We start from the raw sequence: 19,833 nt of genomic DNA on the forward strand, positions 1-19,833 counted from the left end.
CATGTCGCAACTTTCGCAACTTATCGGGGAAGCCTACACGGGGCTTAAAAGCCTGGTCATCGGGCTTGGCGTGACGGGCAAGGCGCTGTGCGAGCCCGGCGTGACCGTGATCTATCCCAAAGAGGAAGTGGACAACCTGGCCACCTTTCGCGGCCATGTGGAGCTGATCGGCAAGGACGAGGACCCGGCCGTGGCGCGTTGCGTGGCTTGCGGGGCCTGCGTCAAGGCCTGCCCGTCGAACTGCATCTCGGTGCTGTGCCCTGTGCCGGTCAAGGAAGGCGAGGCGGACACGGGTAAGCTGGGGCCCGCGCCCCAAAAGGGCAGCAAGACGCCGGCCAAGTTCATCGTCGATTTCTCGCTTTGCAGCCTGTGCGGCCAATGTGCCCGGGCCTGCCCGGTGGATTCGCTGCGCTTTTGCCACGACGCCTACATGGTGGCCTTTGACCGCAAGGCGTTCGAGTTTGAGTTGGTTTCCCGGCTGCGCGAGCAGGCGGCGGATGCTGCTCCGGGCAGCGCGGTAAAGGACGCCGAAACGGCCGATACCCCGGCGGCGTAATGCCGACGCGGGAGCGCGTTTCGGATTGACTGCGACGTTATGGCGCTCGTGGCTGCGGCCGCGGGCGCTTTTTTTATGCGTTTCTGACGGCGGAGCACCCGCGCGGGCAAGCGCGGCAACACAGGAGAGAGCCCATGCCGGAGTTCGTTGTTCCAGGCCTCGAAGACCTCGACGCCTGTCTGCAAACGCCCCCGCATATCGCCCGGACGGCGAAGGGGGCGGTGGAATATGCCGAGCGCGGCCGGGGCGCGCCGCTTTTGTGCGTCCACGGCGGCCCGGGCGGCTATGACCAGGGAATGCTGCTTGGCGAGCTTTTTCGCGTCAACGGATTTCGCGTCATCGGCGTATCGCGGCCCGGGTACCTGGGCACGCCCCTGGCAACCGGCGCGACGCCCGAGGCGCAGGCCGACGCGTTGGCCGCGCTGCTCGACGTCCTCGGTTTAGACCGGGTTGCCGTGCTTGGCGCTTCGGCCGGCGGACCGCCGGCCTACATGCTGGCCGCGCGCCATCCCGACCGGGTGGCGGCGCTCATCCAGGTCGATTCGGTCAGCCGGACCTATGCCATAAAGGCTTCGCCCCTGGCCCGGAAGATTTTCGTCACTGACATGGGGCTGCGGCTGACGGCCTTTTTTACCGACCATTTCCCCAAATCCGCCCTGGAGGGGCTGCTCGGCGAGGAAAGCACCCTGGACGCCGCGACGCTCAAGGAGCGCGTGCGCCATGTGCTGGCCGACCCGCTCAAGCGGGAGCTGTTCGTCCGCATGGTCCACACCTTTGCCGACCGTTTTCCCGAACGCGAGGAGGGCGTGCGAAACGATCTGGCCCAGTATGCCGCCATCGGAGAGCTGCCCTTGGCCGGGATATCCTGTCCGACGCTCGTCATGCACGGCGACGTGGACAACGACGTGGACCCCGGCGACGCCGTCTATGCGGCCGGGGCCATTCCCGGCGCGCGCCTGGAGTGGATCAGGTCCGGGTCGCACCTGGCCTTCTGGCTGGCCGACGAGGCCGCGGCCGCGCAGCGCACGGCCGTGGCCTGGCTTAAGGAGCAAATGGAAAGGGATTAGGGGAAGATCTTGCCCGGGTTCATGACGCCCCGGGGGTCGAACAGGCGTTTTATGCTTTTTTGCAGGGCGATGGAGCGGGGGGAAAGCTCCATGTCGAGAAAGGGCTTTTTGGCCAGGCCGATGCCGTGCTCGCCGGACATGGTGCCGCCGAGTTCGAGGACGATGGCCACAAGTTCGCGCAAAAGCGTCAGGCCGCGCTCGCGGCTGCCGTCCTCGCCGGTGACGTTGACGTGGATGTTGCCGTCGCCGGCATGGCCGAAGGCGTACACCGTCATGCCGAAGCGCTGCCCGAGCCCGGGCAGGCGGGCCACCAGCTCCGGGATGCGGGCGATCGGCACCACCGTGTCGTCGGAAAGGTACACCGGCGCGCTTTCGTGGATGCGCGTGGAGGTCTGGCGGCGGATGTCCCAGAGCTTTTCGCGCCTAGCGGCGTCGTCGGCCGGCATGAGGGCCAGGGCTCCGGCGTCGCGGCAGATGGCGGCGATGCGGGCGATGTCCCTGGCCGCCTCGTCCGGGTCGCCGTCGGCTTCGAGCAACAGCAGTGTCGGTTCGCCGTCCGGAAGCGCCAAGGGCAACAGTTCCTCCACGAGCCCCAGGCAGGCCCGGTCCATGAACTCCACGGCCGAGGGCGTGATGCCGCTGGTCATGATGGCGGACACGGTGGTCACGGCGGCGCGGGCGTCGGCGAAAAGCGCGGCGACCGCCCGCACCTCGCGCGGATGGGGAATGAGCTTGACGGTAAGCTCGGTGATGACGCCAAGGGTGCCTTCCGAACCGATGAGCAGCCCGCTCAGGTCGTAGCCCACCACCCCTTTGCGCGTGGCCACGCCCGTCTCGAGGATTTCCCCGTCCGGCAGCACGCAGGTCGCGCCGAGCACATAGTCCCGGGTGACGCCGTATTTGACGCAGGCCGGACCGCCGGCATTGGTGGCGGCGTTGCCGCCCATGGTGGAGGTGGCCAGGCTCGCCGGGTCGGGGGGATAGAAAAGGCCGGTTTCGGCAGCGGCGTCGCGAAGTGTCTTGGTGATCACTCCCGGCTCGACCACGGCGATAAGGTTGGCCGTATCGATGGCGAGGATCCGGTCCATGGCCGTGGTCGCCACCACCACGCCGCCGGCTGTGGCCACGCTGCCGGCGCAAAGCCCGGTGCCGGCCCCGCGCGGGGTCACGGCAAAGCCGTGGCGATCGGCCAGCTGCAGCAGGCGGCTGATCTCGTCGGCGTTTCGCGGGAAAAAAACGGCTTCGGGCGCGGCGGCAATGCCCGAGTCATCGGTCGCGGCCCCACCCAGCGCTTCGGGGTCCGTGCGAAAGCCCGGCCCCAGCTCGCGGGCCAGGGCGTCAAGCAGCGCAACGTCCACGGTTAATCCTTTTTGGCTTCGAATCCCGGCAGTTCCAGGCGCTTTTCCACCGAGCGCAGCACCAGCGTGGCCACGGTCACCAGCGCCAGATAATAGACGCCGACCACCACGAAAACCTCGGTGTTGCGAAAGGTGGCCTTGGCCAGGCTTCTGCCCATGCCGGTCAGGTCGCTGACCGTGATGATGGAGGCGAGCGAGGAATACTTGATGAGGTAGATGATCTCGTTGCCGCAGCCGGGCAGGGCCCGGCGGAAGGCCTGGGGCAGGACGACGGAGGTGATGGTGGTAAACGGCGTCATGCCGAGGGCCTGGGCGGCGCGCAGCTGGCCCCGCTTGATGGAGAGCAGCCCGCCCCGGATGTATTCGGACTGGTAGGCCCCGCTGCAAAGCGCGAATCCGATGATCGAGGCCCACATGGGCGACAGGATGCAGCGCCAGCCGCCAATGGAGACGTAGGGCAGGGCGAAGTACCAGAAATAGAGCTGCACCACCAGCGGCGTGCCGCGAAAAAGGGACACGTACCACTCGAGGACCCGCACCAGCGGCCGGGGGCCGTAGACCCGGGCCGTGCCCACGGACACGCCGATGGCCACGCCTAAAAGCGACGAGGGGATGATGAGGAGGATGCTCGTCCACAGGCCCGCATTGAGCGCCGGGATGATGCGGCTGACCGCGAAATGATAAAAGCTGTCCATGGCGTCAGACGGCCGGGGAGGCGAGTTCGCAGGTGGCTTCGCCGGCAAGTTCGCTGAGCTTGGCGCAAAACGACTGGGTGCGGCTGCCCGAGCCATGGGCGAGCAGCACCGAAGGCGCGCCGCGCTCCACGATGCGCCCCTGTTCCATGAAGAGGAACTCGTCGGCCAGGGCGGCCGAAAAACTGATCTGGTGCGTGGCCATGATCATGGTCATGCCCTCGTCGGCCAGGTCCCGGATGACCGTGAGCACCTCGCCGATAAGCTCCGGATCGAGGGCCGACGTGGGCTCGTCGAGAAGCAGCACCTTGGGGTCGAGGGCGAGCGCCCGGGCCACGGACACCCGCTGCTTCTGGCCGCCGGAAAGCTGGGCCGGGTAGAGCGAGGGTTTGTCGGCAAGGCCCACCCGGGCCAGTTCCTCCATGGCCCGCGCGGTGGCGGCGCGCTTGTCCATGCCCTTGACCTTGATCAAGGCCACGCGCACGTTCTCCATGGCGGAGAGGTGGTCGAACAGGTTGAAATCCTGAAAGATCATGCCGACCTGCTGGCGCAGGGCGAGCAGTTCGCGCTTGCTTTTGCCGTCGATGGTCTTGCCTTCGAGGGTAATGGCGCCGGAGTCGGGCGGGGAGAGGAAGTTGATGCAGGCAAGCAGCGTGGATTTGCCCGCGCCCGAGGGGCCGATGAGCACCTTGAGTCCGCCCCTTTTGACGGTAAGGGACACGTCGTCGAGGATGCGGTTCCCGCCGATGGTCTTGACGATGTTTTCGACGCGCAAAATGGGCTGGTCAACCATGCTACAATGATCCCTGGTGCGCGTATCCGGGGATGCGCACCTTGGCCTCGAGGCGTTTGAGGGCCTTGATGCCGGCCCAGGTGAGAAAGAAAAAGAGCGCCCCGGCCAAAAGGGAAAGGGGCAGCGGCTGGTGGGTGAGGGCCGCCACCGACCGTGTGCGGGACATGACTTCGAGCACGCCTATGGTAAAGGCCAGGGCCGAGTCTTTAAGCAGGATGGAATACTCGTTGGACCAGGCCGGAATGGCCAGGCGCAGCGCCTGGGGCAGGATGATGGCGCGGATGGCGACGGCGTCGCTCATGCCGAGCGCCCGGGCGGCCTTGAGCTGTCCCGGCGGCAGGCTTTGAATCGCGCCCCGGAAAATCTGGGACTGGTAGGCGGCGCTGGTCAGGCCCAAAACCAGCACGGCGGACAGAAACCCCGAGGAAAGGGGGAGAAAGGATAGGGCCGGAAGCTGGCTCAGATAGGCCATGATGCCGAAGTAAAAAAGGTAGAGCTGCACCAGGATGGGGATGCCGCGAAAAAGCCAGATGTAGGCCGAAACGAAACGGCGCATGGGCTTGCCGCCGTAGACGTGGGCCACGGCCAGGGGAATGCCGAGGAGAAGGCCCAGCGCCATGGCGCCGATGATAAGCCCAGCCGTCCACCAGATGCCGCCCAGGATATAGGGGAGGGCTTCCCAGATGGCGAGCCCCGCCTTGACGTAACCGTCCATGTGTATTTTGTCCGGGAAAGGCGCGCCCGCGCCCGAAGCGGCCCCAAAGGGCGTCCGGACGCGGGCGGCGCAAACGGATTACAGGCCGTACTTGGCCTTGAGTTCCTTCCAGTAGGGATCGGCCATGAGGAGCTTGAGCCCGTCATTGATCTTCTTCTGGAATTCCTTGTCTTCCTTGCGCATGGCGTAGCCGTACTTTTCCGGCTTGGCGTCGAAGGTGCCGGCGATCTTGAAGCCGGGGTTCTTCATGACTTCCTTGGCGATGGTGCTGTCCATGCCGGAGCCGGCGATGCGGCCGATCTTCACGTCCTCGATGGACAGGTCCGTGGAGTCGTAGGGCACGACCTCGAACTTGTAGCCGGGCTTGGTGACCAGCTCTTCAAGCAGCTTGGCCGTGACCGTGCCGCGCTGCACGCCGATCTTCTTGCCGGACTTGAGCATCTCGGCCAGGGTGGTCTTGTCCTTTTCCGGGACCAGCAGGACCTGGGTGACCTCGTAGTAGGGGATGGAGAAGTCGACTTTCTTGGCGCGCTCGGCCGTGGCGCTCATGCCCGAGGCGACGATGTCGATTTTTTTGGCCAGAAGCGCCGGGATGATGCCGTCCCAATCCATGGGCTGGTGTTTGACCTTGAAGCCCATTTTCTTGGCGATCCAGTTGAGCGACTCGACGTCGAAGCCGGTGGGCTTGCCGTCCTTGTCCACGTAGCCGAACGGGGGAAAGCCGAAATCGATGCCGTTGATGTAGACTTTCTCCTCCGCCGCGGCCAGACCGCCGAAGCACAGGACGAAGACGGCCAGGGCGGCCAGAAGAAGGCCAAGACGCTTGCGCATGGTACGCTCCCGGGTTGAGGTGGCAGGTGGGGACCAGGGCCGAAACCGACATGCCGGAACTTCCGGCGTGTACTGACAATGCGGCGCGACGAAACCGTAACCGGATAGCAGAGAAGCCGCCTGCGGGCAAGGGCGCGGCGGCGGAGAGCGGGCGCGGAAGCGGTCTAGACCGTCGTGTCGCCAAGGACTCGGTTGCGACCGGCCTGCTTGGCCGCATAGAGCATGCGGTCGGCGGCGCCGATGAGCGTTTCGGGCGTCATGCCGGCCTTGGGCGTGAGCGTCGCCGCGCCGAGGCTTACGGTGACCACCTGGGCGGCGCGCGAATCCTCGTGGCCGAGGTCGAGGTCGATGACGGCGGCGCGCATGGCCTCGGCCAGATGCAGCGCCCCGGGAAGTTCGGTGTGCTCGAGCACCACGGCGAATTCCTCGCCGCCGAACCGCGCCACCAGATCGCCGGGGCGGCGCAGGGCGCCGGAAAGCGCTCCCGCCACGGCCCGCAGGCATTCGTCGCCGGCCATGTGGCCATAGGCGTCGTTGTAGGCCTTGAAGTCGTCGATGTCGGCCATGATCATCGAAAGCGGCGTGTTGCAGCGCAGGGCGTGACGCCAGGCCCGGTTCAGATATTCGTCGAAGCGCCGCCGGTTGGGAATGCCGGTCAGCCCGTCGCGCATGGACAGCGTTTCGAGCAGGTCGCCCCGGCGCTTGAGCTCCACGTGGGCGCGCACCCGGGCCTGCACGATGGGCACGGTGATGGGCTTGGTGATGTAGTCCACCGCCCCGAGGGCCAGCCCCGTCGTCTCGTCGGAAACCTCGTTTTTGGCGGTGAGGAAGATGACCGGGATATTGCGGGTGGAAAAATCGGCCTTGAGGCGGCGGCAGACCTCATAGCCGTCCATCTCCGGCATGAGGATGTCGAGCAGGATGAGGTCCGGGGGGGCGTCGCAGACAAGGTGCAACGCTTCGAATCCGCTTGTGGCGATGCGGACGTCGAATTCGCTGCGCAGCGTTTCGGTCAAAATGGCCAAGTTCGACGGCGCGTCGTCGACGACCAGAACCGTGGCCGGGGGGACGGGCGTATCCATAGGAAAGGTCTCCGGGAGGGGAAAAGTGGCTATGCTGTATCCGTAAGTCGGCCTGAGCGCAAGACCGTTATCGGTTTTTCGTTTGAAGCGGCCGCCTGTTGGTCAGCCAAACCCCGGCCAGCACCAGCGTGCCGCCAAGGGCCAGGGAAGAGGAGAGCGGTTCCCCGAGCAGCAACCAGCCGAGAAAAACCGCCGTCACCGGCACCAGGTTGATGAACACTCCGGCCTTGGTCGGGCCGATGGCGCGCACCCCCTCGTAGTACCAGGAAAAACCGAAGCCGGTGGCCAGGACGCCGAAAAAGAGCAGGCAGCCCCAGGCGACCGGGCCGGCCGCGGCCACATCCCGAACAAGCCCCGTGGCCAGAGCCGGGGGCAGGAGCATGGCCGCGCCGAGGATGCACGACCAAGTGACCGCGCCGTACGGGGCCACACGCTCCATGGCCTTTTTCCCGGCCAGCGTATACGCGGCCCAGGTCAGCACGCAGCCGAAAATGCACACGTCGCCGAAGGAAAGCCCCTGGCGCAAAAGCGCTCCCGGATCGCCGCCGGAGACGATGAGCCCCACCCCGGCAAAGGAGACGGCGATGCCGCAGGCCTTGAGCACGGTGAAGCGTTCCTTGAAGAGCAGGGCGGAAAAAAGCGCCACCACGGCCGGAATCGAGGCCACGATCATGGCCGCCCGCCCGGCCGGCACCGTGCGCAGCCCGGCGAAAAAAAGCGCGTTGTAGGCGAAGATGCCGGTCGCGGCCAGGAGCAGCAGCCAGGGCAGGGTCTGCCGGGTGAGCTTCGGCACCCGGCCCTCCAGGCGCGCCGTGAGAAAAAAAAGAAAGATGGAGGCGATCAGAAACCGCATGAACGCGGCGGAAAAAGGCTCCAGGTATCGCCCGAGGACCCGTCCGGCCACCCACGTGCCGCCCCACAGCACGGCCGAGCCGATCAGCTTGCAGTAGATGGCGGTCATTTTTTCTCTCCTCCGGTGGCTTCGGGGCTTTGGCGCGGGGCAGGTCGTGGCACAAAGTCGGGGGAAAGTCATCCGGGCGTTGTGATGCCCCGGCCTTTCGCGTATCCTGGGACCGGACTCGGAGGCTTTCATGGACGCCATGAATTTCAATTTTCTGTGCGACGAGCCGCCCCCGCCGAGCGGCGCGTCGGTCGGCATCATCGGAGCAGGCCCGTCGGGGCTGGCGGCGGCCGGCTACCTCTCGTGCCTGGGCCATGCGGTCGAGGTCTACGACAAGATGCCCAAGCCCGGCGGGCTGATGCTCTTCGGTATCCCCGGCTACCGCATTCCGCGCGAACGCATCGAGGCCGGCACCCTGCGCATGGCCCGGCGCTACGGCGTGGTCTTTCACACCCACACGAAAATCTGTTGCAGCGCGCCGCTTTTTGAGGAAGAAGGCGACCATTTCGCCACCGAGGTCAAGGGCCTTGGCGACATGGTCAAAAAGCACGACGCCATCATGATCGCCACCGGCTCGTGGAAATCGCGCCGGCTGGAGATTCCGGGCGAGGAATTGCCCGGCGTGCTGTCCGGGCTGGAATTTCTCTTCCCCATCCGGGCCGCCCACTACTGCGCCCCGAACGTCAAGGCCCCGGACGTGGCCGGACGGCGGGTGGTGGTCATCGGGGCCGGGCATTCGGCCGTGGACGTGGCCCATGGGGCCGCGGCCCTGGGCGCGGCGTCCGTCGACGTGCTCTACCGGCGCGGCCGCGCCGACGCCCCCTGCGGCAGCCTCGAAATCGAACGCCTGGAGCGCGCGGGCGTCACCTGGAACGAACGTTGCGTGCCGGTGCGCGTGTCGGGCGAGGAGGCGGTCGCCGGCATCGAATTCACGCGTGGCGGGGTGGTCGAAAGCCTGCCTGCCGACCTGGTGGTCGCGGCCATCGGCGAGGTGGCGACGCCGCCGTTCGCCAAGGAGCTCGGCCTCGAGTCCGTGCGTAAGGGCGAGGTGCGCTGGCTCAACATGACGGCCATCGAAAACGTATTCGTGGCCGGCGACGCCTTAACCGGCCCGAGCAAGATCGGCAAAGCCGTCTATTCCGGGCTGCGGGCGGCCCGGTCGCTCGGCAACTGGCTGGAACTCAAGGCCCAGAACCGGCAGACGGAATTCGCCGCCGACGAACTTATCAGCCGCGAGGCCGACCGCTTCCCGGGCGGCGGCTTTCGGGACGCGCCCCGGGTGCGCGGGTTGTAACGGACGGACGTGACCATGACCGCGCGCAAAACGCTTTACATCGACTATTCCAAATGCATCGGCTGCGAGACCTGCGAATACGTCTGCCGGTTCGTCCACGACGTGCCGCGCATCCACATGATCCGGGCCGTTTCGGGCCTTATGGCCCCCCTGTACTGCCGCCACTGCGCCGAGCCCAATTGCGCCAAGGTTTGCAAGCGCGGGGCCATCCGCCGCGACATGGACGGGGCCATGGTGCTTCAGCCCATGCTCTGCCGGGGCTGTGAGTCGCGCCAGTGCATGCTGGCCTGCCCCTACATGGCCGTTTTCGAAACGGACAAGGGCGTCATGGTGGTCAAATGCGACCTGTGCGCCGCCCGCCGGCAGATCGGCCAGGAGCCGGCCTGCGTCCAGATGTGCCCCTGCGGGGCCATCCATTACGTCGCGCCGGAAGATATTTCCCCCCTGGCATCAGAAGAAGCCCAGGACGCCGAGCAGCGGGTGCTGGCCTGCCTGCGGCCTCCGAAAAAGGCCGAAAATGCCGGCGGAACCGGCCAAACGCCTTGACCTCGCCGGAAAAGACCGTCACCCCAGCCGTGCGGCGCAAGCATCAATCGTAACCGGCCGGCAGCGGCCGGCGCGCGGGAGGACAGACGTGCACACATCCGAACAAGACGAAACGGCCATCGCCAAGGCCGAAGCCATCCACCAGGCCGCCCTGGAAGCCCTGGAGCGCAAGGAGTTCGATGCCGCTCGGGAAGGTTTTCTCGCGGCCCTTGAAGCCTTTGTCGCTCTCGAGGATGCCATTGGGCAGGCCATGAGTCAGCATAATCTGGGGCTGACCAGCCAGGAAACAGGGGATCTGGCCAAGGCACGGGAATGGCTGGAGAAATCCCTGGCCATCAGCGAGAAGGAAGAACTCGAGGGCGGCATCGCCGTCACCAGCCACCAGCTCGGCGTCGTGGCCCAGATGGCCGAGGATTATCCCAAGGCCGTCGCATGCTACGAACGCGCCCTGGAGCTCGAGGAAAAAACCGGCAACATCGCCGGCGAAGCCAAGACCTGCCACCAGCTCGGACTCGTCGCCAACTACCAGGGCGACCTGGAAGCCGCCAAGGTCTGGTACTCCCGGGCCGTCGCCATCTTCGAGGACCTCGGCGACAAGGAAAACGTCGGCAAGACCAACAAACTGCTCGATTTTCTCACCGACTTCGAACGCAAGGGCAGCCACGAAGGCCACTCCGGCCCCTGCGGCCACGCGTAAGCGGTAGGCCGGCTGGCGGCTGGGGCTCCGCCCCAGGCCCCGGCAGGGGAGGCGCTGCCTCCCCTGCACCCCACCGCCGGGAGGCCGAAGGCCCCCCGGACCCCCCATCCGGTGTGCTTTGGCTGGGCCTAAGGCTTGGCTGGCGGGCCGGAAGGCGAAGTGTCGAGAAGATGGCGGCGGAATTTGTCGGGACGGTGCATGTCGCTTCGCGACAAGCTCGTCCCGACAAATTCCGCCGCCACCACGCCGGTCGCCCCAGAGGGGCGACATTCAGAGAAAAAATCCTCTTTTCAAATGCGGCGCTTCGCCGCCGGGCCGATTGCGGCAACAAACATTCGGCTTCCCGCCGCCCGACCACTCCCCCACCCCATCAACCCAACCCGGAAAAGGGGGGACCGGGGGGCATCAAGCCCCCCGGCGGAGAGGTGCAGGAGAGGCGGAGCCTCTCCTGCCAGGGTCTGGGGCGGAGCCCCAGCCAGTAGTGAGCGCCTTATTTCGGCGTGATGGCCCAGGCGGGCAGGTGGGACAGGTCGATGCCCCACAGCATCGGCATGAGGTAGAAGGTCATGCAGGTGATGATGAAGATGCCGAACAGGTTGAGCCAGAATCCGGCTTTGCACATCTGTCCTATACTGACGCAGCCGCTGCCGAAGACGACGGCGTTCGGCGGCGTGGCCACGGGCAGCATGAAGGCGAAGGAGGCGGCCACGCAGGCGCCGATGATGGTGGCGTAGGGGTTGATCCCAAGCGCCACGGCGGCGCTGCCCATGATGGGGATGAGCAGGGTGGCGGTGGCGGTGTTGGAGGTCAGTTCGGTCATGAAGATGGTGATGGCCACCACGAGCATGACGAACAGCACCGGGGCCATGCCCTGCAGGGTGGACAGGTTGCCGGCGATCCAGTCGGCGAGGCCGGTTTTGGTGAAGCCGTTGGCGATGGCCAGGCCGCCGCCGAAGAGCAGGATCACATCCCAGGGGATTTTGACGGCGGTCTTCCAGTCGAGCAGGAACTTGCCGTTTTTGAAATCCGTGGGCAGGGCGAACAGGATCAGGGCGCCGAGGATGCCGATGGTGGCGTCATGCACCATGCTGAGGGCGGGGATCTTGACGAAGCCGCGCACGATCCAGCAGAAGCCCACGAAGCAGCCCACGGCCACGATCCACTTTTCTTCCTTTTTCATGGGGCCAAGCAGTTCGATTTCGTGGTCGATGATCTGCTCGCCGCCGGCCAGGGTCAGGCTGCCCATGGGGAAGAGGATGCGCGTGAGCAGGTACCAGCACACGAGCAGGGTGATGAGCGCCAGGGGCACACCGAAGGCCATCCACTGGGCGAAGCCGATGTGCTGGCCGTACATCTTGCCGATCATGGCCACCATGATGACGTTGGGCGGGGTGCCGATGATGGTGGCGACGCCGCCGATGGAGGCGGCGTAGGCGATGCCGAGCATGAGCGCGGTGCCGAAGTTGTATTCCGGGCCCGAGCCGGAGCCGTGCTTGAGGTCATGGCCTTCGAAGCCGAAAGCCTGCTGGATGACGGCCAGGCCGATGGGCACCATCATCATGGTGGTGGCGGTGTTGCTCACCCACATGGACAGGAAGGCCGTTGCCGCCATGAAGCCGAAGATCATGCGGCTGGGGCTCACGCCGACGAGTTTGATGGTTTTGAGCGCGATGCGCCGGTGCAGGTTCCAGCGCTCCATGGTGACGGCGATGAAGAAGCCGCCCATGAAGAGGTAGATGAGGTGGTCGGCGTAGGGTGCCGTGGCCGCTTTGGACGGCATGATTTTCAGGAGCGGGAACATGGCGATGGGCAGCAAGCTGGTGGCCGGAATGGGAATGGCTTCCGTGATCCACCAGATGGCCATCAGCGCCGTTACGGCCGCCACGCGCTGGGCTTCGGGTTTCATGCCCGGCGGCAGCGGCATGAGCAGCAAGATGATGAACACCACGGGGCCAAGGAAGAAACCGACCTTGTTGGCAGTGTGATACTGACGCACAAAACCCCCCTCATACGTTAAGGAAACAATGCCATGCCGGCGGATTTCGAGGGATCCGTCCGGCCTTCGCGTCCCGCGTTCCGGAGTCTGCTCCCCGGGAACGTCGGACACGTTCGCCTCATTGTCTGGGTTGTGTTCTCACAGAACCGGACCGCGGCTGCTGCTCGCGGGGCAATGCGCGGTCGCCATGGGTGGCCGGAGCCGTCGGGGCCGGTCGTTTCCCGGCAACGGCGATGGCTGGGAGACGTGGCGGGACGGATGCATTGCAGTTGAAAGAGCATAGCATGGGTTGATTGATCGGTCAATCAGTCTAGAAAAAAAACTGGGTTTTCGGCCAATTGCGCCGCTCTTGCTAATGGCCGGCGACTGCCCTAAGGTGCGACTCTCCATGAAACGATCCCAAAATGAAACGGCAAGCGCGCGATGCGAGCCCGACGATTCCACTCGGGGATCGGAGTCCTTCGTATCGAGCGCGGGGGGGGACGCGGCTTCGGGCGCGGCCGGCAAGAAGGAGCGCATCCTGCGCGCCGCCCAGGCCATGTTCGGCCGCCACGGCTATTCCAATACGACCATGAAAATGATCGCCGAGGAGGCCGGGGTGGCGTTCGGGCTGGTGGCCCATCATTTCGGGGGCAAGGAGAATCTGTTCATCACCGCCGGGTTCGACATGATCGGGCGGCTTTTAACCCGGGTGCGGGAGGAGGCGGATGGCGCGGAATCGGGCTATGAGGCCCTGACCCAGTTCATTCGGGCCTACCTGCGTTTCACGCTCGACAATCCCGAGACGTTTCCCGTGCTCATCCGCTGTTCACCCTTCGGTGAGCTCGGCGGGGAAGATCACAAGGCGCTTGTGGCGGAGAAGTTCGACCTGATTTTCGACGAGATCGCCGGGCACCTCAAGCGCGGCATGGACGACGGTTCCATCCGCCTTTTGCCGGTGCGCAAGACGGCGCTGCTGCTTTACGGCAACATCCTGACCGCCGTGCGCACCCACTTCATCACGCCCTACAAGTTCGCCGGCCTCTATGAAGAGACCTTGCGCTACGTGCAGCACGCCGTGGCCAATCCCGAGGGGCTCGGACGCGAGGCGGTTTTCCGCCGCAAGTTCCAGAATTTGTCGATGATCGACTAAGGGGCGCCGCGCAAGGCTGGTTTTCATTTTGAAAAATGGTTTCCCACGGCGTTCTTTAGAACCCCATTCACTCGCTAACAAACTCAAATATAAAAGTTTAGGAAGGGGAGAGCGCGAGAGGGGAAACCCTTTTCAAAGGGTTTCCCCTCTCGCATATTCTTCCTTCTTCTCTTCTCTCTTACTTGCGGGGGGCCCACTCGCCGGCCATGGTCTTGATGGAGGCGATCTGGCGTTGGCTCAGCATGCCCTGGATCTGGTCGCGCAGGGCTTTGGCGCCGGGCTTGTCCTCGGGCGGCAGGTCGGCGGCATCGGCCGCCAGGATGGACCAGAAGTAGGCCTTGACCGGATTGTGGGCCACGCCCTTGCCATACAGATACAAGGTGGCGAGGAGGTATTGGGCGCCGCCCTTGCCGGCAATGGCCGCTTCGGCCAGCAGCTTGGCCGCGTCATCGAAATTTTGGGGCACGCCCTGGCCGTAGTAGAGGAGCTTGCCCAAGCAGTACTGGCCGTTGGGATTGCCGGACGCGGCGGATTTCTTGAACCACTCCGCCGCCTTGGCGTAGTCCTTCGGGACGCCGAGGCCGGTGTAGTACATGGCCGCCACCTGGTTTTGCACGGCGGCGTCGCCGGCGTCGGCCAGGGGCAGGAATTCCTCGAGGGCCTTGGCGTAGTCGCCGGCGCGGTAGGCCTGCTTGCCCTCCTCAAGTCCGGCCCGGGCCAGGCCGGGCAGCGTCAGGCACAGCGCCAAGACCAGCCACTTCGCCAGCTGGGGGAGACACCTTCGCATGCTTATTTTTCCCCGTGACCGGCTTTCGCTTTGTCGTCGGCAGGACGGCAGTGGGCGCTTTTTTCCCCGGGCAGGCACTGTTGCAGGTCGTTGCCGAGGATGACGTAGCGGAAGATGAACACCGACACCGGCACCCCGAGCACCATGCCCCACAGGCCGAAGAGCTTGTGTCCCACGTACAGGATCATCAGCGTGACCAGCGGGCTGATCTTGAACATGGCGGCTACGATGCGGGGGTTTAGAATGTAGGTCTCGATGGTGTGGACGATGATGATCATGACGATGGCCCAAAGGGCGTGGTGGGGGCCCGTGGTGTTGACGGCCACGAGCACGATGGGGGCCGAGGAGATGAACGTGCCGAGCACCGGGATCAGACCGCAGAAAAAAACCACCGTGGAAAGGAGCATCACGGGTTCGATGCCGAGGATGTGCATCCCGATGGCGGTCAGTATCGTGTTGACCGCGGCAATCAGCATCTGGGCGCGAAACCCCATACCGACCACCACCGCGAAGCGCACCACGCTGCGGGCCGTGACGTCGTAGATGTCGCGCAGCCGCGATTCGCGCAGGGAGATGGTCTTGGCCCTGAGGTTGGGGAAGTCGAGCATGATGAGGAAGCTGAAAAGCGTGCCCAGAAGGAACGTCGAAACGTAGGTGGAAATCTGGTTGAAGGAGTTGACGGCAATGGTGAAAAGCGTCTGCGCCTTGACGCCGACCAGGGCCTCGATGCTCAGGTAGTCCTTGATCTTGGCGATGGGCGCGGCCATGTCCGGAGCCAGCCAGGCCCAGTTGTCCAGGTGGCCGCGCAAGGTTTCCAGCGTGTCGGGCAGCTTTTTGAGAAACGACGTCGATTCGCTGCCGAGCTTGGGCAACACCGAAGAGACGAGAGTCAGCGCCACGCTGACGAACACGATGTAGACCAGGGTGGCCCACAGGGTGCGCGGCAGCTTGGTTTTGACGGCCAGGGCATGGATGGGTCCGTTGAAAAGGAAGCACAGAATGTAGGTGATGAAGACCAGCCCGAACAGGCCGTAGAAGTTGGCCAGCCAGACCAGCCCGAAAAAGGCGGCCCAAATGGCGAGGGTCTTGTTGGTGCGTAAAAACTGGGCGATGTCGAATGCCATGGTGAAGGGCAGTCGCTAGCACAAAAAAGTGCGGTGTACAATCGGAACCATGCCGGAAGCGCCCATGACTATTTGCGGAATATCCAGGCCAGGACCGTCAGGGCGATGCTCACCACGAGGCAGGTGACCCAGGGGAAATAAAAGGAAAACCCCTCGCCCTTGTAGCGGATGTCGCCGGGAAGGCGGAAAAGGGGCAGGCGTTGCCACAGGGACTGCCAGAACCCCGGCCGGTCGGCCAGGATGAGGACGATCCCCAGGCAGGCCAGGGCGAGGCCCACCGTCAAAAGCAACTTGCCGAGCGCGTGATTCATGGGTATGTCCGCTTGTTTTCGATCCCAAACCTATCCGCCTCGCAAAAGGAAAGCAAACACCGTGCCCTTGCCCCCCTTCCGCCTGGAGCGTTTCTTCGCCTGTCATGAGTTCACCGCTCCGAGCCTTTTGTGCGCCTCGGACGGCGAGACCATAAGCGTGGCCGAGTTGCTCGACCTTGTGCCCGGAGCGGCCGAGGGCCTCTCCCGCTTGCGCCTTGGCTACACGGATTCCCGGGGCGCGCCCGAACTGCGGGAAGCCATCGCCGGACTCTACACGACCATTTCCCCGGACGACGTGTTGGTCCACGTCGGGGCCGAGGAGGCCATCTACACGTTTATGCAGGCGGCGCTGCACCCGGGCGACGACGTTGTGGTGCCCACGCCCTGCTACCAGTCCCTTTCCGACGTGGCCGGGAGCATGGGCTGCCGGGTGGCCCCCTGGCGCTGCGATCCGGCTTGGGGCTTCGCCCCGGACATGGGCGAACTCGGCGCGCTGCTCGGGGACCGGGCCAGGGCGCTCGTGCTCAATTTCCCCCACAATCCCACGGGCTACCTGCCTTCTCCGGAAGTCTTCGCCTCCATGATCGGGTTGGCCCGGGAGCGCGGGGTGCGGGTCTTTTCCGACGAGGTGTACCGCTTGTCCGAAGCCGAGGGCGTGGCGACGCTGCCCGCCGCCTGCGACCTCGACGCCGGGGCGGTTTCCCTTGGCGTGCTGTCGAAATCCTTCGGCCTGGCCGGACTGCGGGTGGGCTGGGTGGCCTGCCGCGACCGGGAGTTTTTGTCGCGCATGGCCGCAGTCAAGGACTACCTGTCCATCTGCGGCTCGGCGCCGTCCGAGTATCTGGCCGTGTGCGCCCTTACGGCCAAGGACGCCCTGCTTTCGCGCATGCGGGCGCTTCTGGCCGAAAACCGTCGCCTGCTGGAAGCCTTTTTTCACGAGCGTTCGGACCTCTTTCATTACGTTTCGCCGCGCGGCGGCCTGACCGTCTTTCCCGGACTCGTGTCCGGGGACGCCGACGGGTTTTGCCGGGCCGCCCTGGAGCGCGCCGGAGTGCTGCTGCTGCCGGGTCGCTTGTACGGCGAGGAGTGGCCGGACCGGTTCCGCATCGGATTCGGCCGGGTGGATTTCCCCGAAAATTTGGAGAAATTCGCAAAATTTTGCCAAGATTGGCAGTCTGGGCCCAAGGCCTAAAATAGCCCGGAAGACATGAAATTCGGGGCCTGACGGCTTGAATTTTTGTGTCTTTTCGGCCACAAGGGCGTGACACACAACTGCGTTGCGCAGGGGGATGTCCTTTTTTGCCTCGTCACTTCCAACAACAGGAGTTCTCCATGGTCAAAAAGTTCATTTTGGCCTTGGCCCTTGTGGCCATGACCGCCTCCCCGTCCCTGGCCAAGACCATCGTCTTCGCCACCGACGCCACTTGGCCGCCGATGGAATTCGTCAATGCCGACAAACAGATTAGCGGTTACGCCATCGAATACATGAAGGCCGCCGCCAAGGAAGCCGGCTTCACGGCGGAATTCAAGGCCGTGCCCTGGGATGGTATTTTCGCGGGTCTGGCCGCCGGCAAGTACAACGCCATCTGCTCCTCGGTGACCATCACTCCCGAACGCAAAAAGAGCATGGATTTCTCCACTCCCTATTTCAAGGTGCGCCAGGCCCTGGTCGTTCCGGCCAAGTCCGCGGCCAAGTGCATCGACGACATGAAGGGCAAGACCCTTGGCGCCCAGATCAGCACCACCGGACACTTCGCCATCAAGAAGGCCGAGGGCGTAAAAGACAAGTCCTATGACGAAGTCGGACTGGCCTTCGAAGACCTCTACAACGGCCGCATCGACGGCGTCGTCTGCGACGATCCCGTCGCCGCCCAGTACGCCTTGCAAAACGAGAAGTACAAACACTCGCTCAAGATCGCCTGCATCATCGAAGCCGGCGACGAGTACTACGGCATCGCCGTCAAAAAGGGCGACAAGGAAGACCTCGACCTGATCAACAAGGGCATTGAGGCGGTCAAGAAAAAGGGCATCGACAAGCAGCTGCTTGCCAAATGGATCGGCGGCGGCAAATAGCGCCCGCGTAAAACGCAACCTGACGTCCGCCGGCTCCGAAAGCCGGCGGACGTGTTTGGCGGAATCGTCTCATGACCAAGCAATGCAATGATCCTGGCGAGGAAGGGAACACCATCATCGACGTGGGCGAGGGTGCGGCCATCCCCAAGCCCTCGGACAAAGGCCTGGTTTCGGCCTGGCGCATCTCGTTCGCCGGCGCGCTTTTGACCCTCGGCTGTCTGCTGTATTTCAAGCCCGACCCCTATCTGAAAATTTTCCGTTTTGTCCCCGACGGCATCCTGGTCACCTTCCAGGTCACGGTCTATTCCATCATCCTGGCCCTGATCCTCGGCCTCATCACGGGGCTCGGCCGCATCTCGCGCAACAAATACATCAACCTCGTCGCCTCGACCTACGTCGAGGTCGTGCGCGGCGTGCCGCTGCTCGTCCAGCTTTTCTACATCTATTACGCGCTGGGGCGCATGGTGCAGGTCCCGGATTTGCTCGCGGCCGTCATTTCCATGAGCGTGTGCTACGGCGCCTACATGGGCGAGGTCTTCCGGGCCGGCATCACCGCCATCCCGATCGGCCAGACCGAGGCGGCCCGGTCGCTCGGTTTCAACCGGGCCCAGACCATGTACCACGTCATCCTGCCCCAGGCCTGGCGCACCATTCTGCCGCCGGTCGGCAACGAATTCATCGCGCTTTTGAAGGACACCTCGCTGGTCTCGATCCTGGGCGTGGCCGACCTGCTGCGGCGCGGCCGCGAATACGCCTCGGAGTCCTTCGAATACTTCGAGACCTTCACCATGGTGGCCGTGATCTATCTGATCATCACCTTGATCCTGTCCAAGCTCGTGAGCATCATGGAGGAGCGTTTGTCCCATCATGTCAAACGATAGCCCGATCATCAGCATAAAGGACGTCAGCAAGTTCTTCGACCACGTCGTGGCGCTCAAAAACGTCAGCCTCGACGTGGCGCAGGGCGAAAAGGTGGTCATCATCGGCCCGAGCGGCTCCGGGAAATCCACGTTGCTGCGCACCATCAACCGGCTGGAGAACATCAGCCGGGGCCGTATCGTCGTCGACGGCCACGACCTCGACGACAAGACCGTGGACATCAACAAGGTGCGCATGGAAGTGGGCATGGTCTTCCAGAGCTTCAACCTGTTTCCGCACAAGACCGTGCTGCAAAACGTGACCCTCGCCCCGATCAAGCTCAAGGGCATGACCAAGAGCGCCGCCGAAGCCATGGCGCAACAGTTGCTCGACAAGGTGGGCATCCTGGAGAAATCCGACGTGTTCCCGGCCAAGCTCTCGGGCGGCCAGCAGCAACGCGTGGCCATCGCCCGGGCCCTGGCTATGAGCCCCAAGATCATGCTCTTCGACGAGCCGACCTCGGCGCTGGATCCGGAAATGATCGGCGAAGTGCTCGATGTCATGGCCAAGCTGGCCCGCGAAGGCATGACCATGGTCTGCGTGACCCACGAAATGGGCTTCGCCCGCGAAGTCGCCGACCGCATCGTGTTTATGGCCGATGGCGAAATTCTCGAAATCGCCTCGCCGGAAACCTTCTACACCAACCCCTCCCACCCCCGTACCCAGAAGTTTCTGGAACAGATTTTGTGAGGTGGGCTGGGGATAAGCCGGGGGAGGGGACCCTTTTTTGAAAAAAAGGGTCCCCTCCCCCGGACCCCCACCCTCCCCAAAAACTTTCAAAGGGGGGGCGGTATTACAAGCCTTCCCAAGATAACCATTTTTATTTCTTTGAAGGAATAAGAAGAGAGGGGGATTGGTCCGGACCAATCCCCCTCTCTTTTTCAAGTTCTCCGGAGGCTCTCCCCATTCCCAATCCCCCCTTTAAGAGTTTTTCGGGGAGGGTGGGGGGTGTGGGGGGCG

Annotated in this window: 21 protein-coding genes; 10 read left to right on the forward strand and 11 right to left on the reverse strand. The window is 64.4% G+C overall.

The window, feature by feature from the left end:
• The first annotated feature begins 1 nt into the window (after position 1).
• Both DESFRDRAFT_RS11025 and DESFRDRAFT_RS11030 read left to right on the forward strand, forming a co-directional pair.
• Positions 2–556 carry a 4Fe-4S binding protein gene (locus tag DESFRDRAFT_RS11025; RefSeq protein WP_005993890.1) on the forward strand — a complete coding sequence of 185 codons (555 nt, stop codon included), beginning with the start codon at positions 2–4 and terminating at the stop codon, positions 554–556.
• 134 nt (positions 557–690) lie between these two features.
• Positions 691–1,623 carry an alpha/beta fold hydrolase gene (locus DESFRDRAFT_RS11030; protein WP_005993892.1) on the forward strand — a complete coding sequence of 311 codons (933 nt, stop codon included), beginning with the start codon at positions 691–693 and terminating at the stop codon, positions 1,621–1,623.
• Here DESFRDRAFT_RS11030 and DESFRDRAFT_RS11035 read toward each other — a convergent pair.
• The 7 genes from DESFRDRAFT_RS11035 to DESFRDRAFT_RS11065 all read right to left on the reverse strand — a co-directional run bounded on the left by DESFRDRAFT_RS11035 (position 1,620) and on the right by DESFRDRAFT_RS11065 (position 8,055).
• Complete coding sequence (locus DESFRDRAFT_RS11035; protein WP_005993894.1) at positions 1,620–2,981, reverse strand: FAD-binding oxidoreductase; 1,362 nt, start codon at positions 2,979–2,981, stop codon at positions 1,620–1,622. The two genes, DESFRDRAFT_RS11030 and DESFRDRAFT_RS11035, sit on opposite strands and share 4 nt — an antisense overlap.
• A 2-nt stretch (positions 2,982–2,983) precedes the next feature.
• Positions 2,984–3,676: an amino acid ABC transporter permease gene (locus tag DESFRDRAFT_RS11040; protein ID WP_005993896.1), complete on the reverse strand. Its 693-nt coding sequence runs from the start codon at positions 3,674–3,676 to the stop codon at positions 2,984–2,986.
• A 4-nt stretch (positions 3,677–3,680) separates the two neighbouring features.
• Positions 3,681–4,466 (reverse strand): amino acid ABC transporter ATP-binding protein, encoded by a 786-nt coding sequence (locus DESFRDRAFT_RS11045; protein ID WP_005993897.1) that lies wholly within the window; start codon positions 4,464–4,466, stop codon positions 3,681–3,683.
• Position 4,467: 1 nt separating this feature from the next.
• Complete coding sequence (locus DESFRDRAFT_RS11050; RefSeq protein WP_005993898.1) at positions 4,468–5,181, reverse strand: amino acid ABC transporter permease; 714 nt, start codon at positions 5,179–5,181, stop codon at positions 4,468–4,470.
• 78 nt (positions 5,182–5,259) lie between these two features.
• A complete protein-coding gene (locus DESFRDRAFT_RS11055) occupies positions 5,260–6,012 on the reverse strand; it encodes an ABC transporter substrate-binding protein (protein WP_005993899.1) in 753 nt (250 codons plus the stop codon).
• A 164-nt stretch (positions 6,013–6,176) separates the two neighbouring features.
• Positions 6,177–7,094 (reverse strand): diguanylate cyclase domain-containing protein, encoded by a 918-nt coding sequence (locus DESFRDRAFT_RS11060; protein ID WP_005993900.1) that lies wholly within the window; start codon positions 7,092–7,094, stop codon positions 6,177–6,179.
• Positions 7,095–7,161: 67 nt separating this feature from the next.
• On the reverse strand, positions 7,162–8,055 hold the full coding sequence (locus DESFRDRAFT_RS11065) for a DMT family transporter (RefSeq protein ID WP_005993901.1): 894 nt from the start codon (positions 8,053–8,055) through the stop codon (positions 7,162–7,164).
• A gap of 130 nt (positions 8,056–8,185) precedes the next feature.
• Between DESFRDRAFT_RS11065 and DESFRDRAFT_RS11070 the strand changes: the two genes are divergently transcribed.
• The 3 genes from DESFRDRAFT_RS11070 to DESFRDRAFT_RS11080 all read left to right on the forward strand — a co-directional run bounded on the left by DESFRDRAFT_RS11070 (position 8,186) and on the right by DESFRDRAFT_RS11080 (position 10,532).
• Positions 8,186–9,289 (forward strand): FAD-dependent oxidoreductase, encoded by a 1,104-nt coding sequence (locus DESFRDRAFT_RS11070; RefSeq protein ID WP_005993902.1) that lies wholly within the window; start codon positions 8,186–8,188, stop codon positions 9,287–9,289.
• Positions 9,290–9,304: 15 nt separating this feature from the next.
• Positions 9,305–9,835, forward strand: a complete 531-nt coding sequence (locus DESFRDRAFT_RS11075; RefSeq protein WP_005993903.1) for a 4Fe-4S dicluster domain-containing protein — start codon at positions 9,305–9,307, stop codon at positions 9,833–9,835.
• An 88-nt stretch (positions 9,836–9,923) separates the two neighbouring features.
• Positions 9,924–10,532 carry a tetratricopeptide repeat protein gene (locus tag DESFRDRAFT_RS11080; protein WP_005993905.1) on the forward strand — a complete coding sequence of 203 codons (609 nt, stop codon included), beginning with the start codon at positions 9,924–9,926 and terminating at the stop codon, positions 10,530–10,532.
• A gap of 490 nt (positions 10,533–11,022) precedes the next feature.
• On the opposite strand, the gene DESFRDRAFT_RS11085 is transcribed toward DESFRDRAFT_RS11080, so the two are convergent.
• Entirely contained in the window at positions 11,023–12,528 is a 1,506-nt protein-coding gene (locus DESFRDRAFT_RS11085) for an SLC13 family permease (protein ID WP_043794575.1), read from the reverse strand.
• A 388-nt stretch (positions 12,529–12,916) separates the two neighbouring features.
• Here DESFRDRAFT_RS11085 and DESFRDRAFT_RS11090 point away from each other — a divergent pair, with 388 nt between their 5' ends.
• The gene (locus DESFRDRAFT_RS11090; RefSeq protein ID WP_081458461.1) at positions 12,917–13,660 is read left to right on the forward strand and encodes a TetR/AcrR family transcriptional regulator; all 744 of its coding nucleotides are present in this window, start codon (positions 12,917–12,919) and stop codon (positions 13,658–13,660) included.
• Positions 13,661–13,838: 178 nt separating this feature from the next.
• On the opposite strand, the gene DESFRDRAFT_RS11095 is transcribed toward DESFRDRAFT_RS11090, so the two are convergent.
• The 3 genes from DESFRDRAFT_RS11095 to DESFRDRAFT_RS11105 form a co-directional block, all read right to left on the reverse strand.
• Positions 13,839–14,447 carry a tetratricopeptide repeat protein gene (locus DESFRDRAFT_RS11095; RefSeq protein ID WP_005993912.1) on the reverse strand — a complete coding sequence of 203 codons (609 nt, stop codon included), beginning with the start codon at positions 14,445–14,447 and terminating at the stop codon, positions 13,839–13,841.
• 2 nt (positions 14,448–14,449) lie between these two features.
• Positions 14,450–15,571, reverse strand: coding sequence for an AI-2E family transporter (locus DESFRDRAFT_RS11100; RefSeq protein ID WP_005993913.1), 1,122 nt, complete (start codon positions 15,569–15,571; stop codon positions 14,450–14,452).
• Positions 15,572–15,639: 68 nt separating this feature from the next.
• Positions 15,640–15,882, reverse strand: a complete 243-nt coding sequence (locus DESFRDRAFT_RS11105; RefSeq protein WP_005993914.1) for a DUF2905 domain-containing protein — start codon at positions 15,880–15,882, stop codon at positions 15,640–15,642.
• 61 nt (positions 15,883–15,943) lie between these two features.
• Between DESFRDRAFT_RS11105 and DESFRDRAFT_RS11110 the strand changes: the two genes are divergently transcribed.
• The 4 genes from DESFRDRAFT_RS11110 (at position 15,944) to DESFRDRAFT_RS11125 (ending at position 19,563) form a co-directional block, all read left to right on the forward strand.
• Positions 15,944–17,074: a pyridoxal phosphate-dependent aminotransferase gene (locus DESFRDRAFT_RS11110; RefSeq protein WP_005993915.1), complete on the forward strand. Its 1,131-nt coding sequence runs from the start codon at positions 15,944–15,946 to the stop codon at positions 17,072–17,074.
• A gap of 140 nt (positions 17,075–17,214) precedes the next feature.
• On the forward strand, positions 17,215–17,955 hold the full coding sequence (locus tag DESFRDRAFT_RS11115; protein ID WP_005993916.1) for a basic amino acid ABC transporter substrate-binding protein: 741 nt from the start codon (positions 17,215–17,217) through the stop codon (positions 17,953–17,955).
• A gap of 71 nt (positions 17,956–18,026) precedes the next feature.
• Complete coding sequence (locus DESFRDRAFT_RS11120) at positions 18,027–18,836, forward strand: amino acid ABC transporter permease (protein ID WP_005993917.1); 810 nt, start codon at positions 18,027–18,029, stop codon at positions 18,834–18,836.
• Positions 18,823–19,563, forward strand: a complete 741-nt coding sequence (locus DESFRDRAFT_RS11125) for an amino acid ABC transporter ATP-binding protein (protein ID WP_005993918.1) — start codon at positions 18,823–18,825, stop codon at positions 19,561–19,563. Before DESFRDRAFT_RS11120 ends, DESFRDRAFT_RS11125 begins: the two co-directional genes overlap by 14 nt.
• Positions 19,564–19,833 lie beyond the last annotated feature (270 nt).

Source organism: Solidesulfovibrio fructosivorans JJ], from assembly GCF_000179555.1.
In the GTDB taxonomy this organism is placed as follows: Bacteria; Desulfobacterota; Desulfovibrionia; order Desulfovibrionales; family Desulfovibrionaceae; genus Solidesulfovibrio; species Solidesulfovibrio fructosivorans.